13 protein-coding genes and 2 rRNA genes are annotated in these 21,335 nt (G+C 59.3%); 11 read left to right on the top strand and 4 right to left on the bottom strand.

The window, feature by feature from the left end:
- The first annotated feature begins 25 nt into the window (after positions 1 to 25).
- The 8 genes from DOCECA_RS18965 to DOCECA_RS18930 all read left to right on the top strand — a co-directional run bounded on the left by DOCECA_RS18965 (position 26) and on the right by DOCECA_RS18930 (position 15,060).
- A 23S ribosomal RNA gene (locus DOCECA_RS18965) occupies positions 26 to 2,917 on the top strand.
- 154 nt (positions 2,918 to 3,071) lie between these two features.
- Positions 3,072 to 3,187 (top strand): 5S ribosomal RNA (gene rrf / locus DOCECA_RS18960).
- Positions 3,188 to 3,342: 155 nt separating this feature from the next.
- On the top strand, positions 3,343 to 6,795 hold the full coding sequence (recC, locus tag DOCECA_RS18955; protein WP_445570930.1) for an exodeoxyribonuclease V subunit gamma: 3,453 nt from the start codon (positions 3,343 to 3,345) through the stop codon (positions 6,793 to 6,795).
- Complete coding sequence (gene recB / locus DOCECA_RS18950) at positions 6,792 to 10,481, top strand: exodeoxyribonuclease V subunit beta (protein WP_445570929.1); 3,690 nt, start codon at positions 6,792 to 6,794, stop codon at positions 10,479 to 10,481. The genes recC and recB overlap by 4 nt, the downstream gene beginning before the upstream one ends.
- Positions 10,478 to 12,565 carry an exodeoxyribonuclease V subunit alpha gene (recD, locus tag DOCECA_RS18945; protein ID WP_434649031.1) on the top strand — a complete coding sequence of 696 codons (2,088 nt, stop codon included), beginning with the start codon at positions 10,478 to 10,480 and terminating at the stop codon, positions 12,563 to 12,565. Before recB ends, recD begins: the two co-directional genes overlap by 4 nt.
- 146 nt (positions 12,566 to 12,711) lie before the next feature.
- Positions 12,712 to 13,287 (top strand): YfiR family protein, encoded by a 576-nt coding sequence (locus DOCECA_RS18940; RefSeq protein WP_434560807.1) that lies wholly within the window; start codon positions 12,712 to 12,714, stop codon positions 13,285 to 13,287.
- Positions 13,284 to 14,552, top strand: a complete 1,269-nt coding sequence (locus DOCECA_RS18935) for a diguanylate cyclase domain-containing protein (protein ID WP_420765645.1) — start codon at positions 13,284 to 13,286, stop codon at positions 14,550 to 14,552. Before DOCECA_RS18940 ends, DOCECA_RS18935 begins: the two co-directional genes overlap by 4 nt.
- 4 nt (positions 14,553 to 14,556) lie before the next feature.
- Positions 14,557 to 15,060, top strand: a complete 504-nt coding sequence (locus tag DOCECA_RS18930; RefSeq protein WP_445570928.1) for an OmpA family protein — start codon at positions 14,557 to 14,559, stop codon at positions 15,058 to 15,060.
- Here DOCECA_RS18930 and DOCECA_RS18925 read toward each other — a convergent pair.
- Positions 15,057 to 16,004 carry a LysR family transcriptional regulator gene (locus tag DOCECA_RS18925; protein ID WP_434564152.1) on the bottom strand — a complete coding sequence of 316 codons (948 nt, stop codon included), beginning with the start codon at positions 16,002 to 16,004 and terminating at the stop codon, positions 15,057 to 15,059. The genes DOCECA_RS18930 and DOCECA_RS18925 overlap by 4 nt on opposite strands.
- Positions 16,005 to 16,144: 140 nt before the next feature.
- On the opposite strand from DOCECA_RS18925, the gene DOCECA_RS18920 reads away from it, so the two are divergent.
- Together DOCECA_RS18920 and mmsB are read left to right on the top strand one after the other, a co-directional pair.
- Complete coding sequence (locus DOCECA_RS18920) at positions 16,145 to 17,671, top strand: CoA-acylating methylmalonate-semialdehyde dehydrogenase (protein WP_445570927.1); 1,527 nt, start codon at positions 16,145 to 16,147, stop codon at positions 17,669 to 17,671.
- A 10-nt stretch (positions 17,672 to 17,681) separates the two neighbouring features.
- Positions 17,682 to 18,569 carry a 3-hydroxyisobutyrate dehydrogenase gene (gene mmsB, locus DOCECA_RS18915; RefSeq protein ID WP_445570926.1) on the top strand — a complete coding sequence of 296 codons (888 nt, stop codon included), beginning with the start codon at positions 17,682 to 17,684 and terminating at the stop codon, positions 18,567 to 18,569.
- 118 nt (positions 18,570 to 18,687) lie between these two features.
- On the opposite strand, the gene DOCECA_RS18910 is transcribed toward mmsB, so the two are convergent.
- Together DOCECA_RS18910 and DOCECA_RS18905 are read right to left on the bottom strand one after the other, a co-directional pair.
- Complete coding sequence (locus tag DOCECA_RS18910) at positions 18,688 to 19,032, bottom strand: cupin domain-containing protein (protein ID WP_003177747.1); 345 nt, start codon at positions 19,030 to 19,032, stop codon at positions 18,688 to 18,690.
- A gap of 98 nt (positions 19,033 to 19,130) precedes the next feature.
- Entirely contained in the window at positions 19,131 to 20,012 is an 882-nt protein-coding gene (locus DOCECA_RS18905) for a LysR family transcriptional regulator (RefSeq protein ID WP_434649027.1), read from the bottom strand.
- Positions 20,013 to 20,224: 212 nt separating this feature from the next.
- On the opposite strand from DOCECA_RS18905, the gene DOCECA_RS18900 reads away from it, so the two are divergent.
- Positions 20,225 to 20,989: a sulfite exporter TauE/SafE family protein gene (locus DOCECA_RS18900; protein WP_434560801.1), complete on the top strand. Its 765-nt coding sequence runs from the start codon at positions 20,225 to 20,227 to the stop codon at positions 20,987 to 20,989.
- Here the strand turns inward: DOCECA_RS18900 and DOCECA_RS18895 are convergent.
- A complete protein-coding gene (locus DOCECA_RS18895; RefSeq protein ID WP_445570925.1) occupies positions 20,979 to 21,293 on the bottom strand; it encodes a putative quinol monooxygenase in 315 nt (104 codons plus the stop codon). The two genes, DOCECA_RS18900 and DOCECA_RS18895, sit on opposite strands and share 11 nt — an antisense overlap.
- Between the last annotated feature and the right edge of the window lie 42 nt (positions 21,294 to 21,335).

Raw genomic sequence — 21,335 nt, 5'->3', positions numbered from 1 at the left:
ATAACCAGATTGCTTGGGGTTATATGGTCAAGTGAAGAAGCGCATACGGTGGATGCCTTGGCAGTCAGAGGCGATGAAAGACGTGGTAGCCTGCGAAAAGCTTCGGGGAGTCGGCAAACAGACTGTGATCCGGAGATGTCTGAATGGGGGAACCCAGCCATCATAAGATGGTTATCTTGTACTGAATACATAGGTGCAAGAAGCGAACCAGGGGAACTGAAACATCTAAGTACCCTGAGGAAAAGAAATCAACCGAGATTCCCTTAGTAGTGGCGAGCGAACGGGGACTAGCCCTTAAGCTTCTTTGATTTTAGCGGAACGCTCTGGAAAGTGCGGCCATAGTGGGTGATAGCCCTGTACGCGAAAGGATCTTAGAAGTGAAATCGAGTAGGACGGAGCACGAGAAACTTTGTCTGAATATGGGGGGACCATCCTCCAAGGCTAAATACTACTGACTGACCGATAGTGAACTAGTACCGTGAGGGAAAGGCGAAAAGAACCCCGGAGAGGGGAGTGAAATAGATCCTGAAACCGTATGCGTACAAGCAGTGGGAGCCCACTTTGTTGGGTGACTGCGTACCTTTTGTATAATGGGTCAGCGACTTATTTTCAGTGGCGAGCTTAACCGAATAGGGGAGGCGTAGCGAAAGCGAGTCTTAATAGGGCGTCTAGTCGCTGGGAATAGACCCGAAACCGGGCGATCTATCCATGGGCAGGTTGAAGGTTAGGTAACACTGACTGGAGGACCGAACCGACTACCGTTGAAAAGTTAGCGGATGACCTGTGGATCGGAGTGAAAGGCTAATCAAGCTCGGAGATAGCTGGTTCTCCTCGAAAGCTATTTAGGTAGCGCCTCATGTATCACTGTAGGGGGTAGAGCACTGTTTCGGCTAGGGGGTCATCCCGACTTACCAAACCGATGCAAACTCCGAATACCTACAAGTGCCGAGCATGGGAGACACACGGCGGGTGCTAACGTCCGTCGTGAAAAGGGAAACAACCCAGACCGTCAGCTAAGGTCCCAAAGTTATGGTTAAGTGGGAAACGATGTGGGAAGGCTTAGACAGCTAGGAGGTTGGCTTAGAAGCAGCCACCCTTTAAAGAAAGCGTAATAGCTCACTAGTCGAGTCGGCCTGCGCGGAAGATGTAACGGGGCTCAAACCATACACCGAAGCTACGGGTATCACGTAAGTGATGCGGTAGAGGAGCGTTCTGTAAGCCTGTGAAGGTGAGTTGAGAAGCTTGCTGGAGGTATCAGAAGTGCGAATGCTGACATGAGTAACGACAATGGGTGTGAAAAACACCCACGCCGAAAGACCAAGGTTTCCTGCGCAACGTTAATCGACGCAGGGTTAGTCGGTCCCTAAGGCGAGGCTGAAAAGCGTAGTCGATGGAAAACAGGTTAATATTCCTGTACTTCTGGTTATTGCGATGGAGGGACGGAGAAGGCTAGGCCAGCTTGGCGTTGGTTGTCCAAGTTTAAGGTGGTAGGCTGAGATCTTAGGTAAATCCGGGATCTCAAGGCCGAGAGCTGATGACGAGTTACCCTTTGGGTGACGAAGTGGTTGATGCCATGCTTCCAAGAAAAGCTTCTAAGCTTCAGGTAACCAGGAACCGTACCCCAAACCGACACAGGTGGTTGGGTAGAGAATACCAAGGCGCTTGAGAGAACTCGGGTGAAGGAACTAGGCAAAATGGCACCGTAACTTCGGGAGAAGGTGCGCCGGTGAGGGTGAAGCACTTGCTGCGTAAGCCCACGCCGGTCGAAGATACCAGGCCGCTGCGACTGTTTATTAAAAACACAGCACTCTGCAAACACGAAAGTGGACGTATAGGGTGTGACGCCTGCCCGGTGCCGGAAGGTTAATTGATGGGGTTAGCTAACGCGAAGCTCTTGATCGAAGCCCCGGTAAACGGCGGCCGTAACTATAACGGTCCTAAGGTAGCGAAATTCCTTGTCGGGTAAGTTCCGACCTGCACGAATGGCGTAACGATGGCGGCGCTGTCTCCACCCGAGACTCAGTGAAATTGAAATCGCTGTGAAGATGCAGTGTATCCGCGGCTAGACGGAAAGACCCCGTGAACCTTTACTATAGCTTTGCACTGGACTTTGAATTTGCTTGTGTAGGATAGGTGGGAGGCTTTGAAGCGTGGACGCCAGTCTGCGTGGAGCCATCCTTGAAATACCACCCTGGCAACTTTGAGGTTCTAACTCAGGTCCGTTATCCGGATCGAGGACAGTGTATGGTGGGTAGTTTGACTGGGGCGGTCTCCTCCTAAAGAGTAACGGAGGAGTACGAAGGTGCGCTCAGACCGGTCGGAAATCGGTCGTAGAGTATAAAGGCAAAAGCGCGCTTGACTGCGAGACAGACACGTCGAGCAGGTACGAAAGTAGGTCTTAGTGATCCGGTGGTTCTGTATGGAAGGGCCATCGCTCAACGGATAAAAGGTACTCCGGGGATAACAGGCTGATACCGCCCAAGAGTTCATATCGACGGCGGTGTTTGGCACCTCGATGTCGGCTCATCACATCCTGGGGCTGAAGCCGGTCCCAAGGGTATGGCTGTTCGCCATTTAAAGTGGTACGCGAGCTGGGTTTAGAACGTCGTGAGACAGTTCGGTCCCTATCTGCCGTGGACGTTTGAGATTTGAGAGGGGCTGCTCCTAGTACGAGAGGACCGGAGTGGACGAACCTCTGGTGTTCCGGTTGTCACGCCAGTGGCATTGCCGGGTAGCTATGTTCGGAAAAGATAACCGCTGAAAGCATCTAAGCGGGAAACTTGCCTCAAGATGAGATCTCACTGGAGCCTTGAGCTCCCTGAAGGGCCGTCGAAGACTACGACGTTGATAGGCAGGGTGTGTAAGCGCTGTGAGGCGTTGAGCTAACCTGTACTAATTGCCCGTGAGGCTTGACCATATAACACCCAAGCAATTTGTAGACTCGAAAGAGGCCAGATTGCGGTGTTGTGAAGACGAAACGAACCGAAAGTTCGAGATACTCACAAGCAACACGCTATCACATACCCATTCGCTGGAACGTGACCGCAAGGCACGCGCTGGCTACCGAATTTCTTGACGACCATAGAGCATTGGAACCACCTGATCCCATCCCGAACTCAGAAGTGAAACGATGCATCGCCGATGGTAGTGTGGGGTTTCCCCATGTGAGAGTAGGTCATCGTCAAGATTAAATTCCGAAACCCCTATCTGCTGATGCAGGTAGGGGTTTTGTTTTGCCCGCAGGAAAGTTCTTACGATAAGCGCGGACAGCTCCCGGCTGCCACAGCCCACCGACAGTGCTAAGGTTCTGCCCTAGCTTTTGCACTTTTCTAGGATGCCTTTATGCCGGACGCGACGTCCCTCAGCCCTGCTTTCATGGTGGTTCATGGGAATCGCCTTGATGAGTTGCGCAGCCTGGTTATCAGCCTGATGCGACGCTATCCGCTAGGCCCGCTTGAAAATGAAATCGCCCTCGTTCAAAGCAACGGCATCGCCCAATGGCTGAAGCTGGCACTGGCTGAAGATCCTGAAGACGATGACAGTGGCGGCTGCGGAATTGCGGCTGCCATCGAGGTGCAGCTGCCCGGCAGTTTCATGTGGCAGCTCTATCGAATGGTGCTTGGCCGTGATGAAATTCCGGCTAAATCCTTACTGGATAAGGCGCCGCTCACATGGAGGCTGATGCGTCTCCTGCCGCAGCTAATTGAACAGCGTCATTTCGAACCGTTGCGACGTTTCCTGTCTGACGACACTGATTTACGTAAGCGCTACCAATTGTCCGAGCGTCTGGCTGATCTTTTCGACCAGTATCAGGTGTACCGAGCCGACTGGCTTGAAGATTGGGCGCAGGGACGGCACCAGACAAGGAGCGTGCGTGGTGAAACAAAGCCGCTCGCGCCGGCAAATTGCTGGCAAGCGGAGCTGTGGCGAGCGCTGCTGTTGGATGTGGGTGAAGAGGGCATGGCTCAAAGCCGTGCCGGCGTTCACCAGCGCTATCTTGAGCGCATCAATCATCTTGAAGCCGCTCCCGAAGGCCTACCGGCTCGCGTAATCGTGTTCGGTATTTCTTCACTGCCAGCCCAAGCGCTTGAGGCCCTGGCCGGTCTTTCACGGTTCAGCCAGGTTTTACTGTGTGTTCACAACCCCTGTCGTTACCATTGGGCGGACATCGTCGCCGACAAGGACCTGCTTCGTCACCAATACAAACGGCAGGCACGAAAAAGCGGCATGCCAAATGTCCTGGATTCGCAGACTTTGCATCAGCATGCACATCCGCTGTTGGCTGCCTGGGGAAAGCAAGGGCGCGACTACATCAACCTTCTCGACAGCTACGATGATCCAAACACCTATCGCTCGGTATTTCGCGAAGGGCGTATCGATCTGTTCAGCGACGGTAATCCCACGACCCTCCTTAGTCAGCTGCAGGACGATATCCTGGAATTGCGCCCCTTGGATGAAACCCGGCAACACTGGCCTTCAGTCGATACGCAACAAGACGAGTCGATCCGTTTCCATGTGGCCCACAGTGCCCAGCGTGAAGTTGAGATCCTTCATGATCAATTGCTTGCGCACTTCAGCAAGGATTCGTCCCTGCGTCCCCGGGATATCATCGTCATGGTCCCGGATATCGACAGTTATGCGCCGCATATCCGCGCCGTGTTTGGCCAGCTTGATCGGGGTGACCCTCGTTTCATCCCCTTCACCCTGACAGATCAGGGCCAGCGTGGCCGTGACCCTTTGCTCATCGCCGTCGAGCATTTGCTCAGGCTCCCGGATAGTCGGTTTCCGGTCAGCGAGATTCTCGATCTGCTGGACGTGCCAGCGTTGCGCGAGCGGTTTGGCATCAATGAGGCCGACTTGCCGATACTGCACCGCTGGATTGAGGGAGCAGGCATTCGCTGGGGGATGAATGCCCGGCATCGCGCCAGTTTGGGTTTGCCCGCAGAGCTTGAGCAGAACAGCTGGCGTTTCGGCCTGCGTCGCATGTTGCTGGGGTATGCGGTTGGCGATTCAGAGGCTTACGAGGGCATCGAGCCCTATGACGAAATCGGTGGCCTCGATGCGGCTTTGATCGGTCCGCTGGTGGCTTTGCTGGATGCGCTGGAAGTCGCTCACCGGGAGCTGAGCCAGCCAACCTCTCCCAAGGAATGGGGGGCGCGTTTGCATAACTTGATGCAATTGTTCTTCCTGGCAAGCAACGAGCACGACGATTATCTGCTGGCCCAACTCGAGGACCTGCGTGAAACCTGGCTGGAAACCTGCGATTCGGTCGGGCTGGAGGATGAGCTTCCTTTGACGGTTGTCAGGGAAGCCTGGCTGACCGGACTGGATCAGGGGAAGTTGTCCCAACGTTTCCTCGCCGGAGCGGTCAACTTTTGTACGTTGATGCCGATGCGAGCGATACCCTTCAAGCTGGTTTGTTTGCTGGGAATGAATGACGGCGACTATCCACGAGCTCAGCCACCGCTGGATTTCGATCTCATGGGCAGCGATTACCGCCCAGGCGATCGTTCCCGGCGCGAGGACGATCGGTACCTACTGTTGGAAGCGCTGCTTTCTGCCCGGGAAAAGCTCTACATCAGTTGGGTCGGTCGCAGTATTCGTGACAACAGCGATCGGCCGGCATCGGTCTTGATCGGCCAGTTGCGTGATCATCTTGCCAGTGGGTGGCGGTTGGCAAATGGTGATGAGGGTCTACTCGAGGCGTTGACTCAGGAGCATCCTTTGCAGCCGTTCAGCGCCCGGTACTTTTATCAGGGTGACGGGCTGTTCAGCTATGCCGGTGAATGGCGTTCGCTTCACGAGGCCCAAGAACACAGCGCGCTGCCTGCAATGTTGGAGCCCTATGCCCAGGAAGAGCCATTGGGGATCGCTCAGTTGCAGGATTTTCTGCGCAATCCTGTTCGTCATTTCTTCAGCCAGCGACTCAAGGTGTTCTTCGAGACTTTCGAAGCCCCCCTGGCCGATGACGAACCTTTCGTTCTCGATGCCCTGCAGCGCTACAGCTTGAGCGACAGCTTGCTCGAGGCCGCCCTTGTTCGCCTCGACCAATCGGACCTGGCGTTGGCGGCGCATGCCAAGCGGTTACAGAACAGTGGCCTGCTGCCCATGGCGGGTTTCGGTGAAAGCCTGCAGCGCGAGTTGATCGAGCCGTTGCCTGACCTGCTCCAGCGCTACCAGCAGCTCCTGTCTTCATGGCCCACTCCACTGACCAGCGCCGTCCCCGTCAGCCTTCGTATACACGATGTCAGCGTAGAAGGATGGCTTAGCGGCCTGCATCAGCGAGGCGATGGCTCGGTCCTCGCCATTACCGCTATCCCCAACAGCATCGGATCTACCAAGACCCGCAAATGGCATCGACTGATACGGGTCTGGGTCAACCATCTTGTAGCCTGCGCCAGTGGGCTTTCGATGACTACGGCGTTGGTCGCCAGTGATGACAGCTTGCTGCTCGCCCCTTTTGACGAAACCGTAGCGCGCCAGGTGCTTGGCGACCTGCTGCAAGCCTGGCGGGCTGGTATGCGCCAACCCTTGCCAATCGCGGTGAAGACCGCGTTCGCCTGGCTCGACCAAAGCGACCCGGAGAAAGCCCTGGCGGCGGCTCGCAAAGCCTACGAAGGTGACGGGCTGACGTTTGAGGGGGAGCGCCGGGAAAGCCCTGCGCTGGCACGGCAATACCCCGACTTCAATGCGCTGGTCGCTGACGAAACATTTCCCGACTGGTGTGATGCGCTTTATCGGCCGCTACTCGAAGCGCCTTGGCGCTCACTGGTGAGCGAGGACGTACATCCATGAGCCGGAAAACTCCCTTGGCCCTGGCCTTCCCGCTACGTGGCAGTCAATTGATCGAGGCCAGTGCCGGTACCGGGAAAACCTTTACCATTTCGGCGTTGTATTTGCGCCTGGTGTTAGGGCATGGCGACCCGCAGACGCGGTTTGAACGCGAGCTGCTTCCTCCGCAGATTCTGGTAGTGACCTTCACCGATGCCGCGACCAAGGAACTGCGGGAGCGTATCCGTACGCGCCTGGCGGAAGCGGCGCGTTTTTTTCGCGATGAGATTCCCGCCCCGGACTCGTTGATTGCCTCGTTGCGTGATGAGTTCGGGGAAGGGCAATGGGCAGCCTGCGCGAACCGGCTCGATATAGCCGCGCAATGGATGGACGAAGCGGCCGTTTCGACTATCCATAGCTGGTGTCAGCGAATGCTTCGCGAGCATGCCTTCGACAGTGGCAGCCTGTTTACGCAAACCCTGGAAACCGATCACAGCGAGTTGCTCGCAGAGGTGCTGCGCGACTACTGGCGGCTGTTCTGCTATTCGATGCAAGGTGAAGCGCTGCACTGGGTGCGGGCTCACTGGGGCGGGCCTGCCGCCCTGCTGCCCCGGGTAAGGGGTTTGTTTTCCAGTTCTCGAGGTGAGGCGCAGGGGATCGAGCCGGCCGAGCTGATCGTCGCATCCCTTCAGGAACGCAGCGCGGCATTGCTCGACCTCAAGGCTCCTTGGCGACAATGGGCCGTGGAGTTGTTGGAAATCTGCCAGCAGGGCGTTGCCAATAAAAGCGTCGACGGACGCAAGATGCAGGCTCGCTATTTCGAACCCTGGTTCCAGAAGATCACGGCCTGGGTCGAGGACGAAAGTCTCGAGCTGCTGGACATTGGCACCGGCTTCACACGGCTGACGCCCGAGGGCATGGCCGAGGCCTGGAAAGGCGATGTGCCCAGTCATCCCGGGCTGGATGCGATGTCGGGCCTCAAGGCCAGCCTGGACGCCCTGCCCACCCCGGACGCGGCGGTGTTGCAGCATGCCGCGCAATGGGTCGGGACACGCTTCGAAGCGGAGAAACGGCGCCGGGCTGAAATGGGTTTCGACGACATGCTGCTGCGCCTGGACGCGGCGTTGCAGGCTGAAGGCGGGGAGCGGCTGGCTAGCCTGATTCGCGAGCAGTTCCCAGTGGCGCTGATCGATGAATTCCAGGACACCGATCCGATCCAGTACCGAATCTTCGAAAGCATCTATTGCATTGAAGACAACAATCCGCAAAGCGGGCTGTTCCTGATCGGTGATCCGAAGCAGGCCATTTATGCGTTTCGCGGCGCCGATATCTATACCTACCTGCGCGCCAGGGAAGCCACCGCTGGCCGGTTGCATACGCTGGGGACAAACTTCCGCTCCAGCCATGCCATGGTCGGCGCGGTGAATCAGGTTTTCCAACATGCCGAGGCGCGTCAGCAGGGGCGAGGGGCTTTCCTGTTCCGCGAGCCATCGGGTGAGAATCCCGTGCCGTTCCTGCCCGTCGAGTCCCAAGGGCGCAAAGAGAGCTTGCGGGTTTCGGGGCAGACTGTCGCTGCCCTGAATGTTTGGCACCTGGTCTCTGACCAGCCAGTTTCCGGAGCGGTGTATCGGCAGCAGATGGCCGCAGCCTGCGCCAGCGAAATCACTGCGCTGCTCAACGGCGGCCAGTCGGGGCGCGATGGCTTTTTCCATGATGGGGAAATGCTTCGTGGTCTTCTGCCGGCCGACATCGCCATTCTCGTGCGCGATGGCAAGGAAGCGCAGGCCGTGCGCGGCGAGTTGTCCGCACGAGGCGTGCGCAGTGTCTATCTATCAGACAAGGACTCGGTATTTGCTTCCCAGGAAGCAAGGGATTTGCTGACCTGGCTCAAGGCATGTGCCGAGCCGGATGTGGAGCGACTGCTGCGCACAGCCCTGGCCAGCACTACGTTGAACCTGCCGCTCACAGAGCTTGAGCGCCTGAACCAGGATGAGTTGGCGTGGGAAAGCCGTGTGATGCAGTTCCGGGGCTATCGGATGGTCTGGCGCGCGCAAGGTGTGCTGCCGATGCTGAGGCGCTTGTTGCACGACTTCAAATTGCCTCAGTCCCTGATGGCACGTGATGACGGCGAGCGGGTGCTGACCAACCTGCTGCACCTTTGTGAGTTGTTGCAGCAGGCCGCCGTCGAGCTGGATGGCGAGCAAGCCATGATTCGTTACCTGGCCGAGCATCTGGCCATGACCGGGCAGGCGGGAGAAGAGCAGATCCTTCGCCTCGAAAGCGACGAGCAGTTGGTCAAGGTAGTGACGATCCATAAGTCCAAGGGACTCGAATACCCCCTGGTGTTCCTCCCGTTCATATGCTCGACGAAGCCGGTGGATGGCAGTCGACTTCCGCTGCATTACCACGATGAGCGCGGCCTGGCGCAGATCAGTCTCGCCCCGACCCCGGAATTGATCGCCAAGGCCGATGACGAGCGTCTGGCAGAGGACCTGCGTCTTTTGTACGTGGCACTTACCCGTGCCCAGCACGCCTGCTGGCTGGGTGTCGCCGATCTCAAGCGCGGCAGTAATAACCGCTCGATTCTACATTTGTCTGCCCTGGGCTATCTGTTGGGTGGTGGTGCGCCGTTGAACGAGTCGGTAGAGCTCAGACGTTGGTTGGAAGACCTGCGGCAAGGCAGCCAGGCGGTGAGCTGCCTGGATATGCCCCAGCCCAGCGACGAGCACTACCGACCCGCACGCAACGACGCGGTATTGCTTGAACCCTTGATTCCGTTGCGCAAAGCCAGCGAGAACTGGTGGATTGCTTCCTACAGTGCGTTGCGTTTCGGCGACAGCCTCAACGTGGGCGGTGACACCGCACCGGAAAATCCCCAAGCCCAGAAACTGTTCGATGATGAGCGACTCGACCCAGACGCCCCGCGGGAAGTTGCGGCTGCGGGCGGTGACATCCACCGTTTTCCCCGTGGCCCCAACCCCGGTACCTTCCTGCATGGGCTCCTGGAGTGGGCTGCCGGCGAAGGATTCCCGACGGCGCCAGCCATCATTGAGGATGCCATTGCCCGACGCTGCAACCGCCGGGGTTGGAATGGCTGGATCAAAACCCTTGGCGACTGGTTGTTGCACCTGATCAAAACGCCTCTGTGTATTGGCGGCGGCCAAGCGCCGGTGGTGCTGGAAGACTTGACCCGGTTCCAAGTGGAAATGGAATTCTGGTTCGCCAGCCACAAGGTCGATGTGCTCAAGCTCGATGATCTGGTTTGCCGATTCACCCATGACGGCGTGGCTCGTGTCGCTGCGGAACCGGTATTGCTCAATGGCATGTTCAAGGGTTTCATAGACCTGACCTTCGAGCACGACGGTCGATATTATGTGGCCGATTACAAGTCCAACTGGCTGGGATTGGACGACGCCGCCTACACCATGCAGGCCATGGAGCAATCGATCCTGGATAACCGCTACGACTTGCAATACGTGCTGTACCTGTTGGCCTTGCACCGCCAGCTCAAGGCGCGCTTGCCCCACTATGACTACGACAAGCATGTTGGCGGCGCGCTGTATATATTCCTTCGTGGCACACGCGCTGCCAGCCAGGGTGTCTACTTCACCAAGCCTGCGCGCGCCTTGATAGAGCAACTGGATCGCCTGTTCCAAGGAATGCCCGAGCCCAAGGCGGAGCCGGCTTGGGTGCAGGGAGAACTGTTATGAGTCGTTCTTTTGCGGACCTGCTTCCCAAGAATTCCGACGACGAGAGCCTGGTGGATTTGGCGCCCTTGAGCGACGTGGACGACCTGTTGCTGTTGCTGACTCGCTGGGTGGAGCGCGGTTGGCTGCGAGCCTTGGACAGGGCATTCGTAGCTTTCCTCCATGAACTGTGCCCAGAAGACGACCCGCTGGTGCTGCTTGCCGCGGCCCTTGCCAGCCATCAATTGGGGCACGGGCATGTCTGCCTGGATCTGTTCGAAACACTCAAGGAGCCGGATTTTGCGTTGTCCTTGCCACCGGAGGGAGACCTGCAGCCCGGCGTGATGCTATTGCCGTCGCAGGTTTTGCAGACACTCGATGGTGCCGACTGGTGCAAAGTACTGGCTTCCAGCCCGCTGGTCGCCCTGGCAGGCGACGAGCGTGAGCAGGCACGACAACGGCCGCTGGTACTCGCCGGAAAACGTCTTTATCTGCGTCGCTACTGGGGCTACGAGCGACGAATCGACGATGCGTTGCGTCAACGGCTGGCCGACCACGGAGCGGTGCCTGATGACTTGGATGAGCGCCTGGCCGGGCTGTTTGGTCCGGCCAGCGCGACGGGGCCGGTCGACTGGCAGAAACTGGCCTGCGCGCTCGCGACCCGAAGCGCGTTCAGTATCGTCACGGGCGGCCCCGGCACCGGCAAGACCACCACGGTCGTGCGTCTGCTCGCCTTGTTGCAGGCACCCGCTGTCGAAGCAGGTAAGCCGCTGCGCATTCGTCTGGCCGCGCCCACCGGCAAGGCGGCGGCACGCCTGACCGAGTCCATCAGCCAACAGGTTCGCACGCTGGACGTCACCGATGCCGTGCGTGAACGCATTCCCTGCGAAGTCACTACGGTCCATCGCCTGCTGGGCAGTCGTCCCGGTACCCGTCATTTTCGTCATCATGCAGGCAATCGCCTGCCACTGGATGTGCTGGTCATCGATGAGGCTTCGATGATTGATCTGGAGATGATGGCCAATCTGTTGGATGCGCTGCCGTCCCATGCGCGTTTGGTATTGCTGGGGGACAAGGACCAGTTGGCTTCGGTCGAAGCCGGCGCGGTGCTTGGCGATTTGTGCCGCGATGCCGAAGAGGGTTGGTATAGCCCACAGACTCTGGCGTGGCTCGAATCCGTCAGCGGCGAAAACCTGATGACCAATGACCTGAAGCAGGACCACGAAGGTACTCACCCCCTCGCCCAGCAAGTGGTCATGCTCAGGCATTCCCGGCGTTTCGGCGAGGGCAGTGGGATTGGCCAGTTGGCCCGCCTGGTCAATGGACAACAGCCGGAGCAGGCGCGGAACCTATTGCGCAAGGGCCAATACCCCGATCTGTCCACGTTGGCGTTGAAAGGCGAACACGATACTGCGCTGGAACGTTTGCTGCTGGATGGCCAAGCCTCCGGGCCGCAGGGATATCGGCATTATCTGAGCGTCTTGCGGCAACGGCGTCCGGCGGCCTCCCGTCCGCTGGAAGACGATTGCTGGAATGATTGGGCTCGGGAGGTCTTGTCGGCGTTTGACGAATTCCAGTTGCTTTGCGCGGTGCGCAGAGGCCCGTGGGGTGTCGAAGGGTTGAACCAACGGATCACTGCCGCGCTGCTCAAGGCGCGGCTGATCGACAATGACCAGCTTTGGTATGAGGGGCGTCCGGTATTGATGACGCGCAATGATTACGGGTTGGGATTGATGAATGGCGATATCGGCATTGCCCTCAGGTTGCCTGAGCGTGACGGACCGGATGCCGGAAAACAGGTGCTGCGGGTTGCATTTCCTCGTAACGACGGCCGAGGTGGCGTGCGTTTTGTGCTGCCCAGCCGATTGAACGATGTGGAAACCGTATACGCCATGACCGTGCATAAATCCCAAGGCTCGGAGTTCACTCACACGGCGTTGATCCTTCCGGATGCACTGAATCCTGTACTGACCAAGGAATTGGTGTACACCGCTATCACCCGGGCCAAACAATGGTTCAGTCTGATAGAGCCACGCGCGGGAATTTTCGAAGAGGCGGTGCAACGCAAGGTCAAGCGCTTGAGCGGCTTGATGTTGGAATGGGAGTAAGGTGACGCAATGATCGGTTTTGGTGTGCCAGTGCGTTGCTTGCGCTAATGCCTGTTTTTTGTCGGAGCTCTTTGTAGGACACTGTCTCGCTGGCTTTTTGACACTGTGCTATCGTTCCGGCTCTTATCTACAACAAGAGATCATTCATGACGGCGGTGGGACGGGAGGCGGTGCGCAGCAAGGATTGCAGGCATTATTTGCTTGCCTTTCTTTTGTGGCTGCTGTCGCCTGCGGTCATTGCCCAGGACCCGCCGGCTGTTACTCGAGCCGACCAGCGAGCCGAGGCGGTCACCCAGGTTGTATTAGGCATTCTCAGTTATGCGCGGTGGCCGGTCGAGCCAACGCAACTGCAACTGTGTATCGTCGGCCCCACCCAATATACCGATGACCTCGTCAAAGGCACCACCCAGGCGACCGGTCGCCCCGTGACCGTGCAGCGTGTGCTGGCTGATTATCCGAGCATCACCGCTGACTGCAACGCCGTCTATATCGGCAATCTGAGCACTGCTGAACGCTCCCGTCTGTTTGCTTCGCTGATTGGCCAACCTGTGTTGAGCATCAGCGAGGGCGGGGATGAATGCACCGTGGGCAGTCTGTTTTGCCTGCGGGTCGGTGATGAGCAAGTGTCGTTCGAGGTCAATCTCGACTCGGTCGCCCGTAGTGGCGTGCGCATCCATCCCAGTGTCCTCCAACTATCACGCCGCAGGCCTGCCGCCCCATGAGTTCGTCAAAACCACGAATTCGTCCCACGTTGGGGTCGGTCATCGGTCGCGGTCATTTGATCGTCGCGCTGGTGGCGATCGCCATGGCCAGTGTTTCCCTTACATTGCTGGGCGTGCTTGCCTTGCGTGTCTACGCCGATCACAACCTGCACCTCATCGCCCGTTCGATCAACTACACCGTGGAAGCGGCAGTGGTGTTCGATGACGAGGCCGCCGCCACCGAAGCGCTGGCCTTGATCGCCACCACCGAAGAGGTGGCCGATGCGCAGGTATTCAATGAGCAGGGCCGCTTGTTAGCGCGCTGGCAGCGGCCGGAGACCGGACTTCTTTCAGAGCTGGAGATGCACATCGCCAAGGCGTTCCTGGAAAAACCCATCAGCCTTCCCATCGTCCACCAAGGGCAAAATATCGGCAGGATCCTGCTGGCGGGGCATGGCGGCAGTCTGTTGCGTTTTCTGCTCAGCGGCCTGGCGGGAATCATCGTGTGTACGGCGGTCAGTGCCTGGGTCGCGCTGTATCTGGCGCGACGTCAGTTGCGGGCGATCACTGGACCGTTGCGCAGCTTGGCTGAGGTCGCCCACGCCGCACGCTGCGAGCGAGCCCTGGACCGAAGGGTTCCGCCGGCCGACATCGCCGAGCTGGATAACCTGGGAAATGACTTCAATGGATTGCTCGCTGAGCTCGAGTCCTGGCAGACCCACCTGCAAAGTGAAAACGAGACCTTGGCTCACCAGGCCAGCCACGACAGCCTGACCGGGTTGCCGAACCGGGCGTTTTTCGAAGGTCGATTGATCCGCGCCTTGCGCAATGCCAGCAAGCTCGACGAGCAAGTGGCCGTCCTGTATCTGGACAGCGATCGCTTCAAAGGCATCAATGACAACTTCGGCCACGCCGCCGGCGACGCGGTGTTGACTGCCGTCGCGACCCGGGTGCGGGCTCAGTTACGAGAAGATGACCTTGTGGCACGCCTGGGCGGCGACGAATTCGCGGTGCTGCTGACGCCGTTGCACAAGATCGAGGATGCCGAGCGAATCGCCGAAAAAATCATCGCCAGCATGGAAATGCCGATCCAGTTGCCAGGTAACGCCTCGGTGTTGACCTCCCTCAGTATCGGCATTGCCGTTTACCCCGAGCATGGGGCAACGCCCGGTGCGCTGCTCAGCGCCGCCGATGCGGCGATGTACCAGGCCAAACGCCTCGCCCGAGGCGGTCAACACACGGCGGGTGCGGAGCACCCGGTCGCGGAACTTCAAACCAGGAGCTGAATGCATGCTTTCGAATGCTCGTTTTTCTCTGCTGCGGTTCGCAGCATTTTTATTGATCACCGTATTTACCCTCGCTGGGTGTCAGACCGCCCCGCAAAAGGGCCTGACCCCAGCGCAAATCGCCGTCCTCAAGGAGCAGGGTTTCAAGTTGACGGAGGAGGGCTGGGCCTTCGGCCTCTCAGGCAAAGTGCTGTTTGGCAGCGATGTGGAAACTCTCAATCCAGCCAGCACCGAAATTGTCGAGCGCATTGGCAAGGCGCTGCTGGGCGCGGGTATCGAGCGAGTTCGCATCGATGGTCACACCGACGCATCAGGCTCCCAAGCCTATAACGAACAACTGTCGATACGTCGGGCCGACAGCGTCGGTAAAGTATTGATCGGCGTGGGCATGCGCGAAGGGAACGTCCAGTCGCGCGGCCTCGGCAGCAGCCAGCCCGTCGCGTCCAATGACACCGCCAGCGGCCGCACCGAAAACCGCCGCGTTGCCATCGTGGTCATCGCCGATTAGTCGGCAAAAACCATCTCCCGGCTGTTGCCCATCAGCAATGGCCGGTTCTGCTCAGTCACATCCCTGATGTAGTCCCACAACAACGTAATCCGCTTGAGCTTCCTCAAGTCCTCCCGGCAGTACATCCAGAACTGCCGCGTAACGGTGATTTCGTCTGGCAGCACCGGCAACAGGCGTGAGTCCTGGGCCGCGAGGAAGCACGGCAGGATTGCCAGCGACCGACCTTGCTGCGCAGCGACGAACTGCGCGATCACGCTGGTGCTGCGCAGATGTGCGTGCGCGCCGGGCAAGACATTGGCCAGGTACAGCAGCTCGGAGCTGAATGCCAGGTCGTCGACATAACTGATGAACGAATGCTTGCCCAGATCCGCCGGATGGTGGATGGGCGGATGGTTGTCCAGGTAGTGCTGGGTTGCGTAGAGCTGCAGCCGGTAATCACACAGCTTGCAGCAGACATACGGGCCATGTTCAGGGCGCTCGAGGGCGATGACAATGTCGGCTTCGCGCTTGGAGAGGCTGATGAAGTGCGGCAGCGGCAGGATGTCCACTGAAATCGCCGGGTACGCATCGACGAAGTGGCTCAATTGCGGCGTGATGAAAAAGCTGCCGAAGCCTTCGGTGCAACCCATGCGCACATGGCCGGACAGCGCGACGCCGGAGCCAGACACCTGTTCGCAAGCCATGTGCAGCGTGCTTTCGATCGATTCGGCGTAGCCCAGCAACCGCTGGCCTTCGGCCGTCAGGACAAAACCGTTGGTCCGGGATTTTTCGAACAGCAGCGTACCCAATGAAGCTTCCAGCGAGCTGATGCGTCGCGACACGGTGGTGTAGTCGACCGCCAGGCGCTTGGCGGCTGTGCTGGCCTTGCGGGTACGGGCCACTTCGAGGAAAAACTTGAGGTCGTCCCAGTTCAGCGAACCGAGGGAGGTGATGTTTTTTTGCATGATGGACCGGTTTTTATGTGCGTTCTTATTAGAAGTTTGCACATCTATACTCCATAAACCGTCTCATCACCAAGCTGCTCGTGCGTCTTGGTCTTAGCTGAACCAGCGCTCTCTATATAAGAACAATCCCGGAGGCCAGCATGAACGTTTCCCTCACGCCCAGCGACACTGCCCTGCATACCGTCAAACTGTTGATCGATGGCGAGTGGGTTGAATCCCGATCCAACGAATGGCACGACATCGTCAACCCGGCTACCCAACAGGTGCTGGCGAAGGTCCCGTTTGCCACGGCCTCGGAAGTCGATGCAGCCATCGCCGCTGCCCAGCGTGCCTTCCAGACCTGGAAACTGACGCCCATCGGTGCGCGGATGCGCATCATGCTCAAGCTCCAGGCCCTGATTCGCGAGCATTCCAAGCGCATCGCCGCGGTGCTGAGCGCCGAACAAGGCAAGACCATCGCGGATGCCGAAGGCGATATTTTCCGTGGCCTTGAAGTGGTCGAGCACGCTTGTTCCATCGGCACCCTGCAGATGGGCGAGTTCGCCGAGAACGTCGCCGGGGGCGTGGACACCTACACACTGCGCCAGCCGATCGGGGTATGCGCGGGAATCACGCCGTTCAACTTTCCGGCGATGATCCCGTTGTGGATGTTCCCGATGGCCATCGCCTGCGGCAATACTTTCGTGCTCAAGCCGTCCGAACAGGATCCGTTGTCGACCATGCTGCTGGTGGAACTGGCCATCGAGGCCGGCGTACCGGCGGGCGTTCTCAATGTGGTGCACGGCGGCAAGGACGTGGTGGATGCGCTTTGTACCCACAAGGACATCAAGGCCGTTTCCTTCGTCGGCTCCACAGCGGTAGGCACCCACGTCTATGACTTGGCGGGCCGCCATGGCAAGCGCGTGCAATCGATGATGGGCGCGAAGAACCATGCGGTGGTGTTGCCCGATGCCAATCGCGAGCAAACCCTCAACGCCCTGGTCGGCGCCGGTTTCGGCGCGGCGGGCCAGCGTTGCATGGCCACCTCCGTCGTGGTGATGGTGGGCGCGGCCAAGCAATGGTTGCCGGAGCTGAAGGCGCTGGCGCAGAAGCTCAAGGTCAACGCAGGCAGCGAGCCGGGCACTGATGTCGGCCCGGTGATTTCCAAGCGAGCCAAGGCGCGGATCCTTGAATTGATCGAAAGCGGCGTGAAGGAAGGCGCGAAGCTGGAGCTCGACGGACGGGAAATCAGCGTGCCGGGTTTCGAGGAAGGTAACTTTGTCGGCCCGACCCTGTTTTCCGGCGTGACCACCGACATGCGCATCTACACCGAAGAAATCTTCGGCCCGGTGCTGGTGGTGCTGGAAGTCGACACCCTGGATCAGGCCATTGCCCTGGTCAACGCCAACCCATTCGGCAACGGCACCGGCCTGTTCACCCAGAGCGGAGCGGCGGCGCGCAAGTTCCTGAGCGAAATCGACGTTGGCCAAGTGGGCATCAACATTCCGATCCCGGTGCCGGTACCGTTCTTCAGCTTCACCGGTTCCCGTGGTTCGAAGCTTGGCGACCTTGGCCCTTACGGCAAACAGGTGGTGCAGTTCTACACTCAGACCAAGACCGTTACCGCGCGTTGGTTCGATGACGACAGCGTCAATGACGGTGTGAACACCACCATCAATCTGCGTTAAGGAGCCGGACATGAACATCGCATTTATCGGCCTGGGTAACATGGGCGCCCCCATGGCGCGCAACCTGCTCAAGGCCGGCCATTCGCTGAACCTGTTCGACCTGAACCAGACGGTGCTGGCCGAACTGGCGGCGTTGGGCGGCACGATCAGCGCCTCGCCCCGCGATGCGGCCCAGGGTGCGGCGCTGGTGATTACCATGCTGCCGGCCGCCGCCCATGTACGCAGTGTCTGGCTGGGTGAGGACGGCGTGCTTGCCGGCATCGCCGCTGGTACGCCGGCCGTTGATTGCAGCACCATCGATCCGCAGACCGCTCGTGACGTGGCGGTCGCCGCTGCGAAGCAAGGAGTGGCGATGGCCGATGCGCCCGTCTCGGGCGGTACTGGCGGCGCGGCGGCGGGCACGTTGACCTTCATGGTTGGCGCTACGGACGAGCTGTTCGCCACCCTGCAACCGGTGCTGGCGCAAATGGGCCGCAACATCGTGCACTGCGGCGAAGTCGGCACCGGGCAGATCGCCAAGATCTGCAACAACCTGCTGCTGGGGATTTCCATGGTGGGTGTCAGCGAGGCCATGGCGCTGGGCGATGCCTTGGGGATCGACACCCAGGTGCTGGCCGACATCATCAACAGCTCGACCGGGCGGTGCTGGAGTTCGGATACCTACAACCCATGGCCGGGCGTGATCGAAACGGCACCAGCGGCGCGCGGTTATACCGGCGGTTTCGGCGCGGACTTGATGCTCAAGGACTTGGGCCTGGCCACCGAAGCCGCGCGCCAAGCCCGTCAGCCGGTGATATTAGGCGCGGTGGCGCAGCAGCTATATCAGGCGATGAGCCAGCGGGGCGAGGGCGGCCAGGATTTCTCGGCGATTGTTAACAGCTATCGCAAGCCGCAGTAAAACTTGAGGCGCTCTGAAGTTTTTGTGGCGAGGGGATAAATCCCCTCGCCACTGGGTAGTGCATTCTGGAAGTTATTTGCCGAGCGACCGCGTCGGGTGGTCTCTCGGCTTTTTTACGTCAGGCAAACACGAAATACTTACGCACGGTCTCGACCACTTCCCAAGTGCCTTTCATGCCCGGCTCGACGACAAAGATGTCACCGGCGCGCAGATGGATCGGCGCCATGCCGTCCGGGGTGATCACGCAATAGCCTTCCTGGAAATGGCAGTACTCCCACTTCACATAGTCCACACGCCATTTGCCGGGCGTGCAAATCCAGGTGCCCATGATCTTGCTGCCGTCTTCGCTGGTGTAAGCATTGAGGTTGACGGTGTGCGGATCGCCTTCGAGTTTTTCCCATTTGCAGGCATCGAGTACGGGCAGCGGATGGGTGTCGCGCAGGACGGTGATGGGGGCGGTCATGTGAGCTCCGAAAAGGGGCAAAAAAGAAGCTGCACCCTAGCGCGGAGCAGGACTGGGCAGATGCCTGTGCTCGACACCGGGCTGTCCAGAAGCGCGCATTATTCGGCCAAATGCTGAGCCAGGGCTTTGGCATAGGGCGGCAAACCTTCGAAGTTACGGGCGCAGAGCAGCAGCGCTCGTCGGGTCCAGGTCTCTTGCAACGGGACGCACCGATACGCGCGCTCGGACGGTCGCCGGTCGATGGCAGCCTTTGGCACGATAGCGATGCCAGCGCCGTGGGCCACCATGCGAATCACCCCATCGAAACTGTCGGCGCGAATGCGGATCTGCATGCGTGAGCCGATGTGCAGGGCCTGTTCTTCCAAGTGGATCGCCAAGGCGCTGGAGGCGTTCAGGCCGATATAGTCGTGATTGAGGGTCTCGCTGAAACGCACGGCTCGGCCGTCAGCCAGCGAATGTCCGGTCGGTAGGATCAATACCAGCGGGTCGTCGCGAAATGGCCAGGCCTGAAGGTCATCGGTGTTCACCGCGTCGGAAACGATACCCAGGTCCGCTGTGCCCTGGCGCAGCGCATGGGTGATCCGGGAGCTGGGCAACTCCTGCAGGTCGATGTCGAGATTGGGATGGGCCTTGAGAAAACCGGCGAGCAATTCGGGCAGGTACTCGGTCATGGCGCTGGTGTTGCAGAGCAGCCGCACCCGGCCTTTCGCGCCTCGGGCGTATTCGGCCAGATCCTGCTGGAGGCGTTCGGCATGTTGCAGCAGGATCCGCGCATGTTCGGCCAGCGCCTTGCCGGCCGGCGTCGGGGTGATGCCGCGTCGCCCGCGTTCAAGCAGGTCGATGCCCAGGGACGCCTCCATGGCACGGATTCGCGCACTGGCCGCAGCCAGGGACAAATGGCTGCGGGCCGCGCCGGCGGTGATGTTGCCAGCGTCGAGGACGTTCAGGTAGAGGCGCAGGTCGGTGAAGTCGAGGTGCATGGCCGGGGATCCTGTCTCAGTGTTGCGGTGCCGGTTTATCGTCATCGCGAGCAAGCTCGCTCCCACAGTTTCGAACGCAATCCCTTAGGGGAGCGAGCTTGCTCGCGATGGCGCCAGTAGCATCGCCAAAATTACCAGCCTCTTGCAGGAAGAGAGGCACCCTCAGTATATGGCACATTTCAAAACCAAGGCCCGGGGCGCACGATAGCCCTATGGACACACTCTTCGCTTTCTACCAGAACCTCGGCCCGGCCCTTTCCCTGCTGGTCATTGGCACCTTCCTGCTGGCCGGTACCGTCAAGGGGGTGATCGGTCTCGGCCTGCCGACCATCGCCATGGGCTTGCTCGGGCTGGCTATGGCCCCGATGCAGGCTGCAGCGCTGTTGATCATTCCGGCGACACTGACCAATGTCTGGCAGTTGACGTTTGGCGGGCATTTGCGCGCGCTCATACGGCGGCTGTGGCCGCTGCTGCTGGCGATTTTCATCGGCACCGGATTCGGTACGTTGTGGATCGGCATGGTGGGCGGGGCATGGGCAATAAAGGGACTGGGCGCCGCGCTGATGGTTTACGCGTTGAGCGGCTTGTTTCTACCGACGTTGCGGGTCGGTGTCGGGCAAGAAGGCTGGCTTGCTCCGCTTTGCGGCTTGCTCACCGGTGTGATCACTTCGGCCACTGGCGTGTTCGTGATTCCAGCGGTGCCTTATCTCCAGGCGTTGGGCTTGAACCGAGATGAGCTGGTCCAGGCCCTGGGCTTGTCATTTACCGTTTCAACATTGGCCTTGGCGGCCGGGCTGTTGTGGCGAGGCGCCTTGGGCGGCGGTGAGTTGAGCGCGTCGCTGCTGGCGCTGATACCGGCGTTGCTGGGGATGTGGCTGGGGCAATGGTTGCGCCAGCGGCTCAGCGCCGTGCTGTTCAAGCGGGTGTTTTTCATCGGCCTCGGTGTGCTCGGCGGCCATCTTTTGATCAGCGGTTAGCCGAAGAGGGGCTGAGCATGCCGACGCGACGAATCTCGAAGTCTCGTTCCAGGTAATCCATACGCTGTTCGAAAAATTGCTTCATATGCGGCAGGTTCGAGTGCACATCCAGATCGGCCTGGGATGCCCAGATTTCATAGAAGATGAATAACGTCGGGTCCTGCTGGTCCCGCAACATGTGGTACTCGATGCAGCCGGGCTCGGCCCGACTCGGTTCGACGTAAGCGCGGAACAAGGCTTCGAAGGCTTCGGCTTTTTCCGGTCGGGTCTTGGCATGCAGGATGAAACCGTGCAATTCACTCATCAGGGCTCGGGCTCCAGGTTTAAAGGACTGTAAGAGTTTAAG

Source organism: Pseudomonas sp. E102 (genome assembly GCF_052660185.1).
The sequence above is the reverse complement of the archived record's forward strand: the minus strand, read 5'-3'. Positions and strand labels throughout refer to the sequence as shown.

Bases quoted from the DNA above. Each gene is read 5' to 3' on its own strand.
- DOCECA_RS18900 (WP_434560801.1), top strand. From the start codon at position 20,225: ATGGACACACTCTTCGCTTTCTACCAGAACCTCGGCCCGGCCCTTTCC.
- recB (WP_445570929.1), top strand. From the start codon at position 6,792: ATGAGCCGGAAAACTCCCTTGGCCCTGGCCTTCCCGCTACGTGGCAGT.
- DOCECA_RS18920 (WP_445570927.1), top strand. From the start codon at position 16,145: ATGAACGTTTCCCTCACGCCCAGCGACACTGCCCTGCATACCGTCAAA.
- recC (WP_445570930.1), top strand. From the start codon at position 3,343: ATGCCGGACGCGACGTCCCTCAGCCCTGCTTTCATGGTGGTTCATGGG.
- DOCECA_RS18895 (WP_445570925.1), bottom strand. From the start codon at position 21,293: ATGAGTGAATTGCACGGTTTCATCCTGCATGCCAAGACCCGACCGGAA.
- mmsB (WP_445570926.1), top strand. From the start codon at position 17,682: ATGAACATCGCATTTATCGGCCTGGGTAACATGGGCGCCCCCATGGCG.
- DOCECA_RS18940 (WP_434560807.1), top strand. From the start codon at position 12,712: ATGACGGCGGTGGGACGGGAGGCGGTGCGCAGCAAGGATTGCAGGCAT.
- DOCECA_RS18935 (WP_420765645.1), top strand. From the start codon at position 13,284: ATGAGTTCGTCAAAACCACGAATTCGTCCCACGTTGGGGTCGGTCATC.
- DOCECA_RS18905 (WP_434649027.1), bottom strand. From the start codon at position 20,012: ATGCACCTCGACTTCACCGACCTGCGCCTCTACCTGAACGTCCTCGAC.
- DOCECA_RS18930 (WP_445570928.1), top strand. From the start codon at position 14,557: ATGCTTTCGAATGCTCGTTTTTCTCTGCTGCGGTTCGCAGCATTTTTA.
- DOCECA_RS18925 (WP_434564152.1), bottom strand. From the start codon at position 16,004: ATGCAAAAAAACATCACCTCCCTCGGTTCGCTGAACTGGGACGACCTC.
- DOCECA_RS18910 (WP_003177747.1), bottom strand. From the start codon at position 19,032: ATGACCGCCCCCATCACCGTCCTGCGCGACACCCATCCGCTGCCCGTA.
- recD (WP_434649031.1), top strand. From the start codon at position 10,478: ATGAGTCGTTCTTTTGCGGACCTGCTTCCCAAGAATTCCGACGACGAG.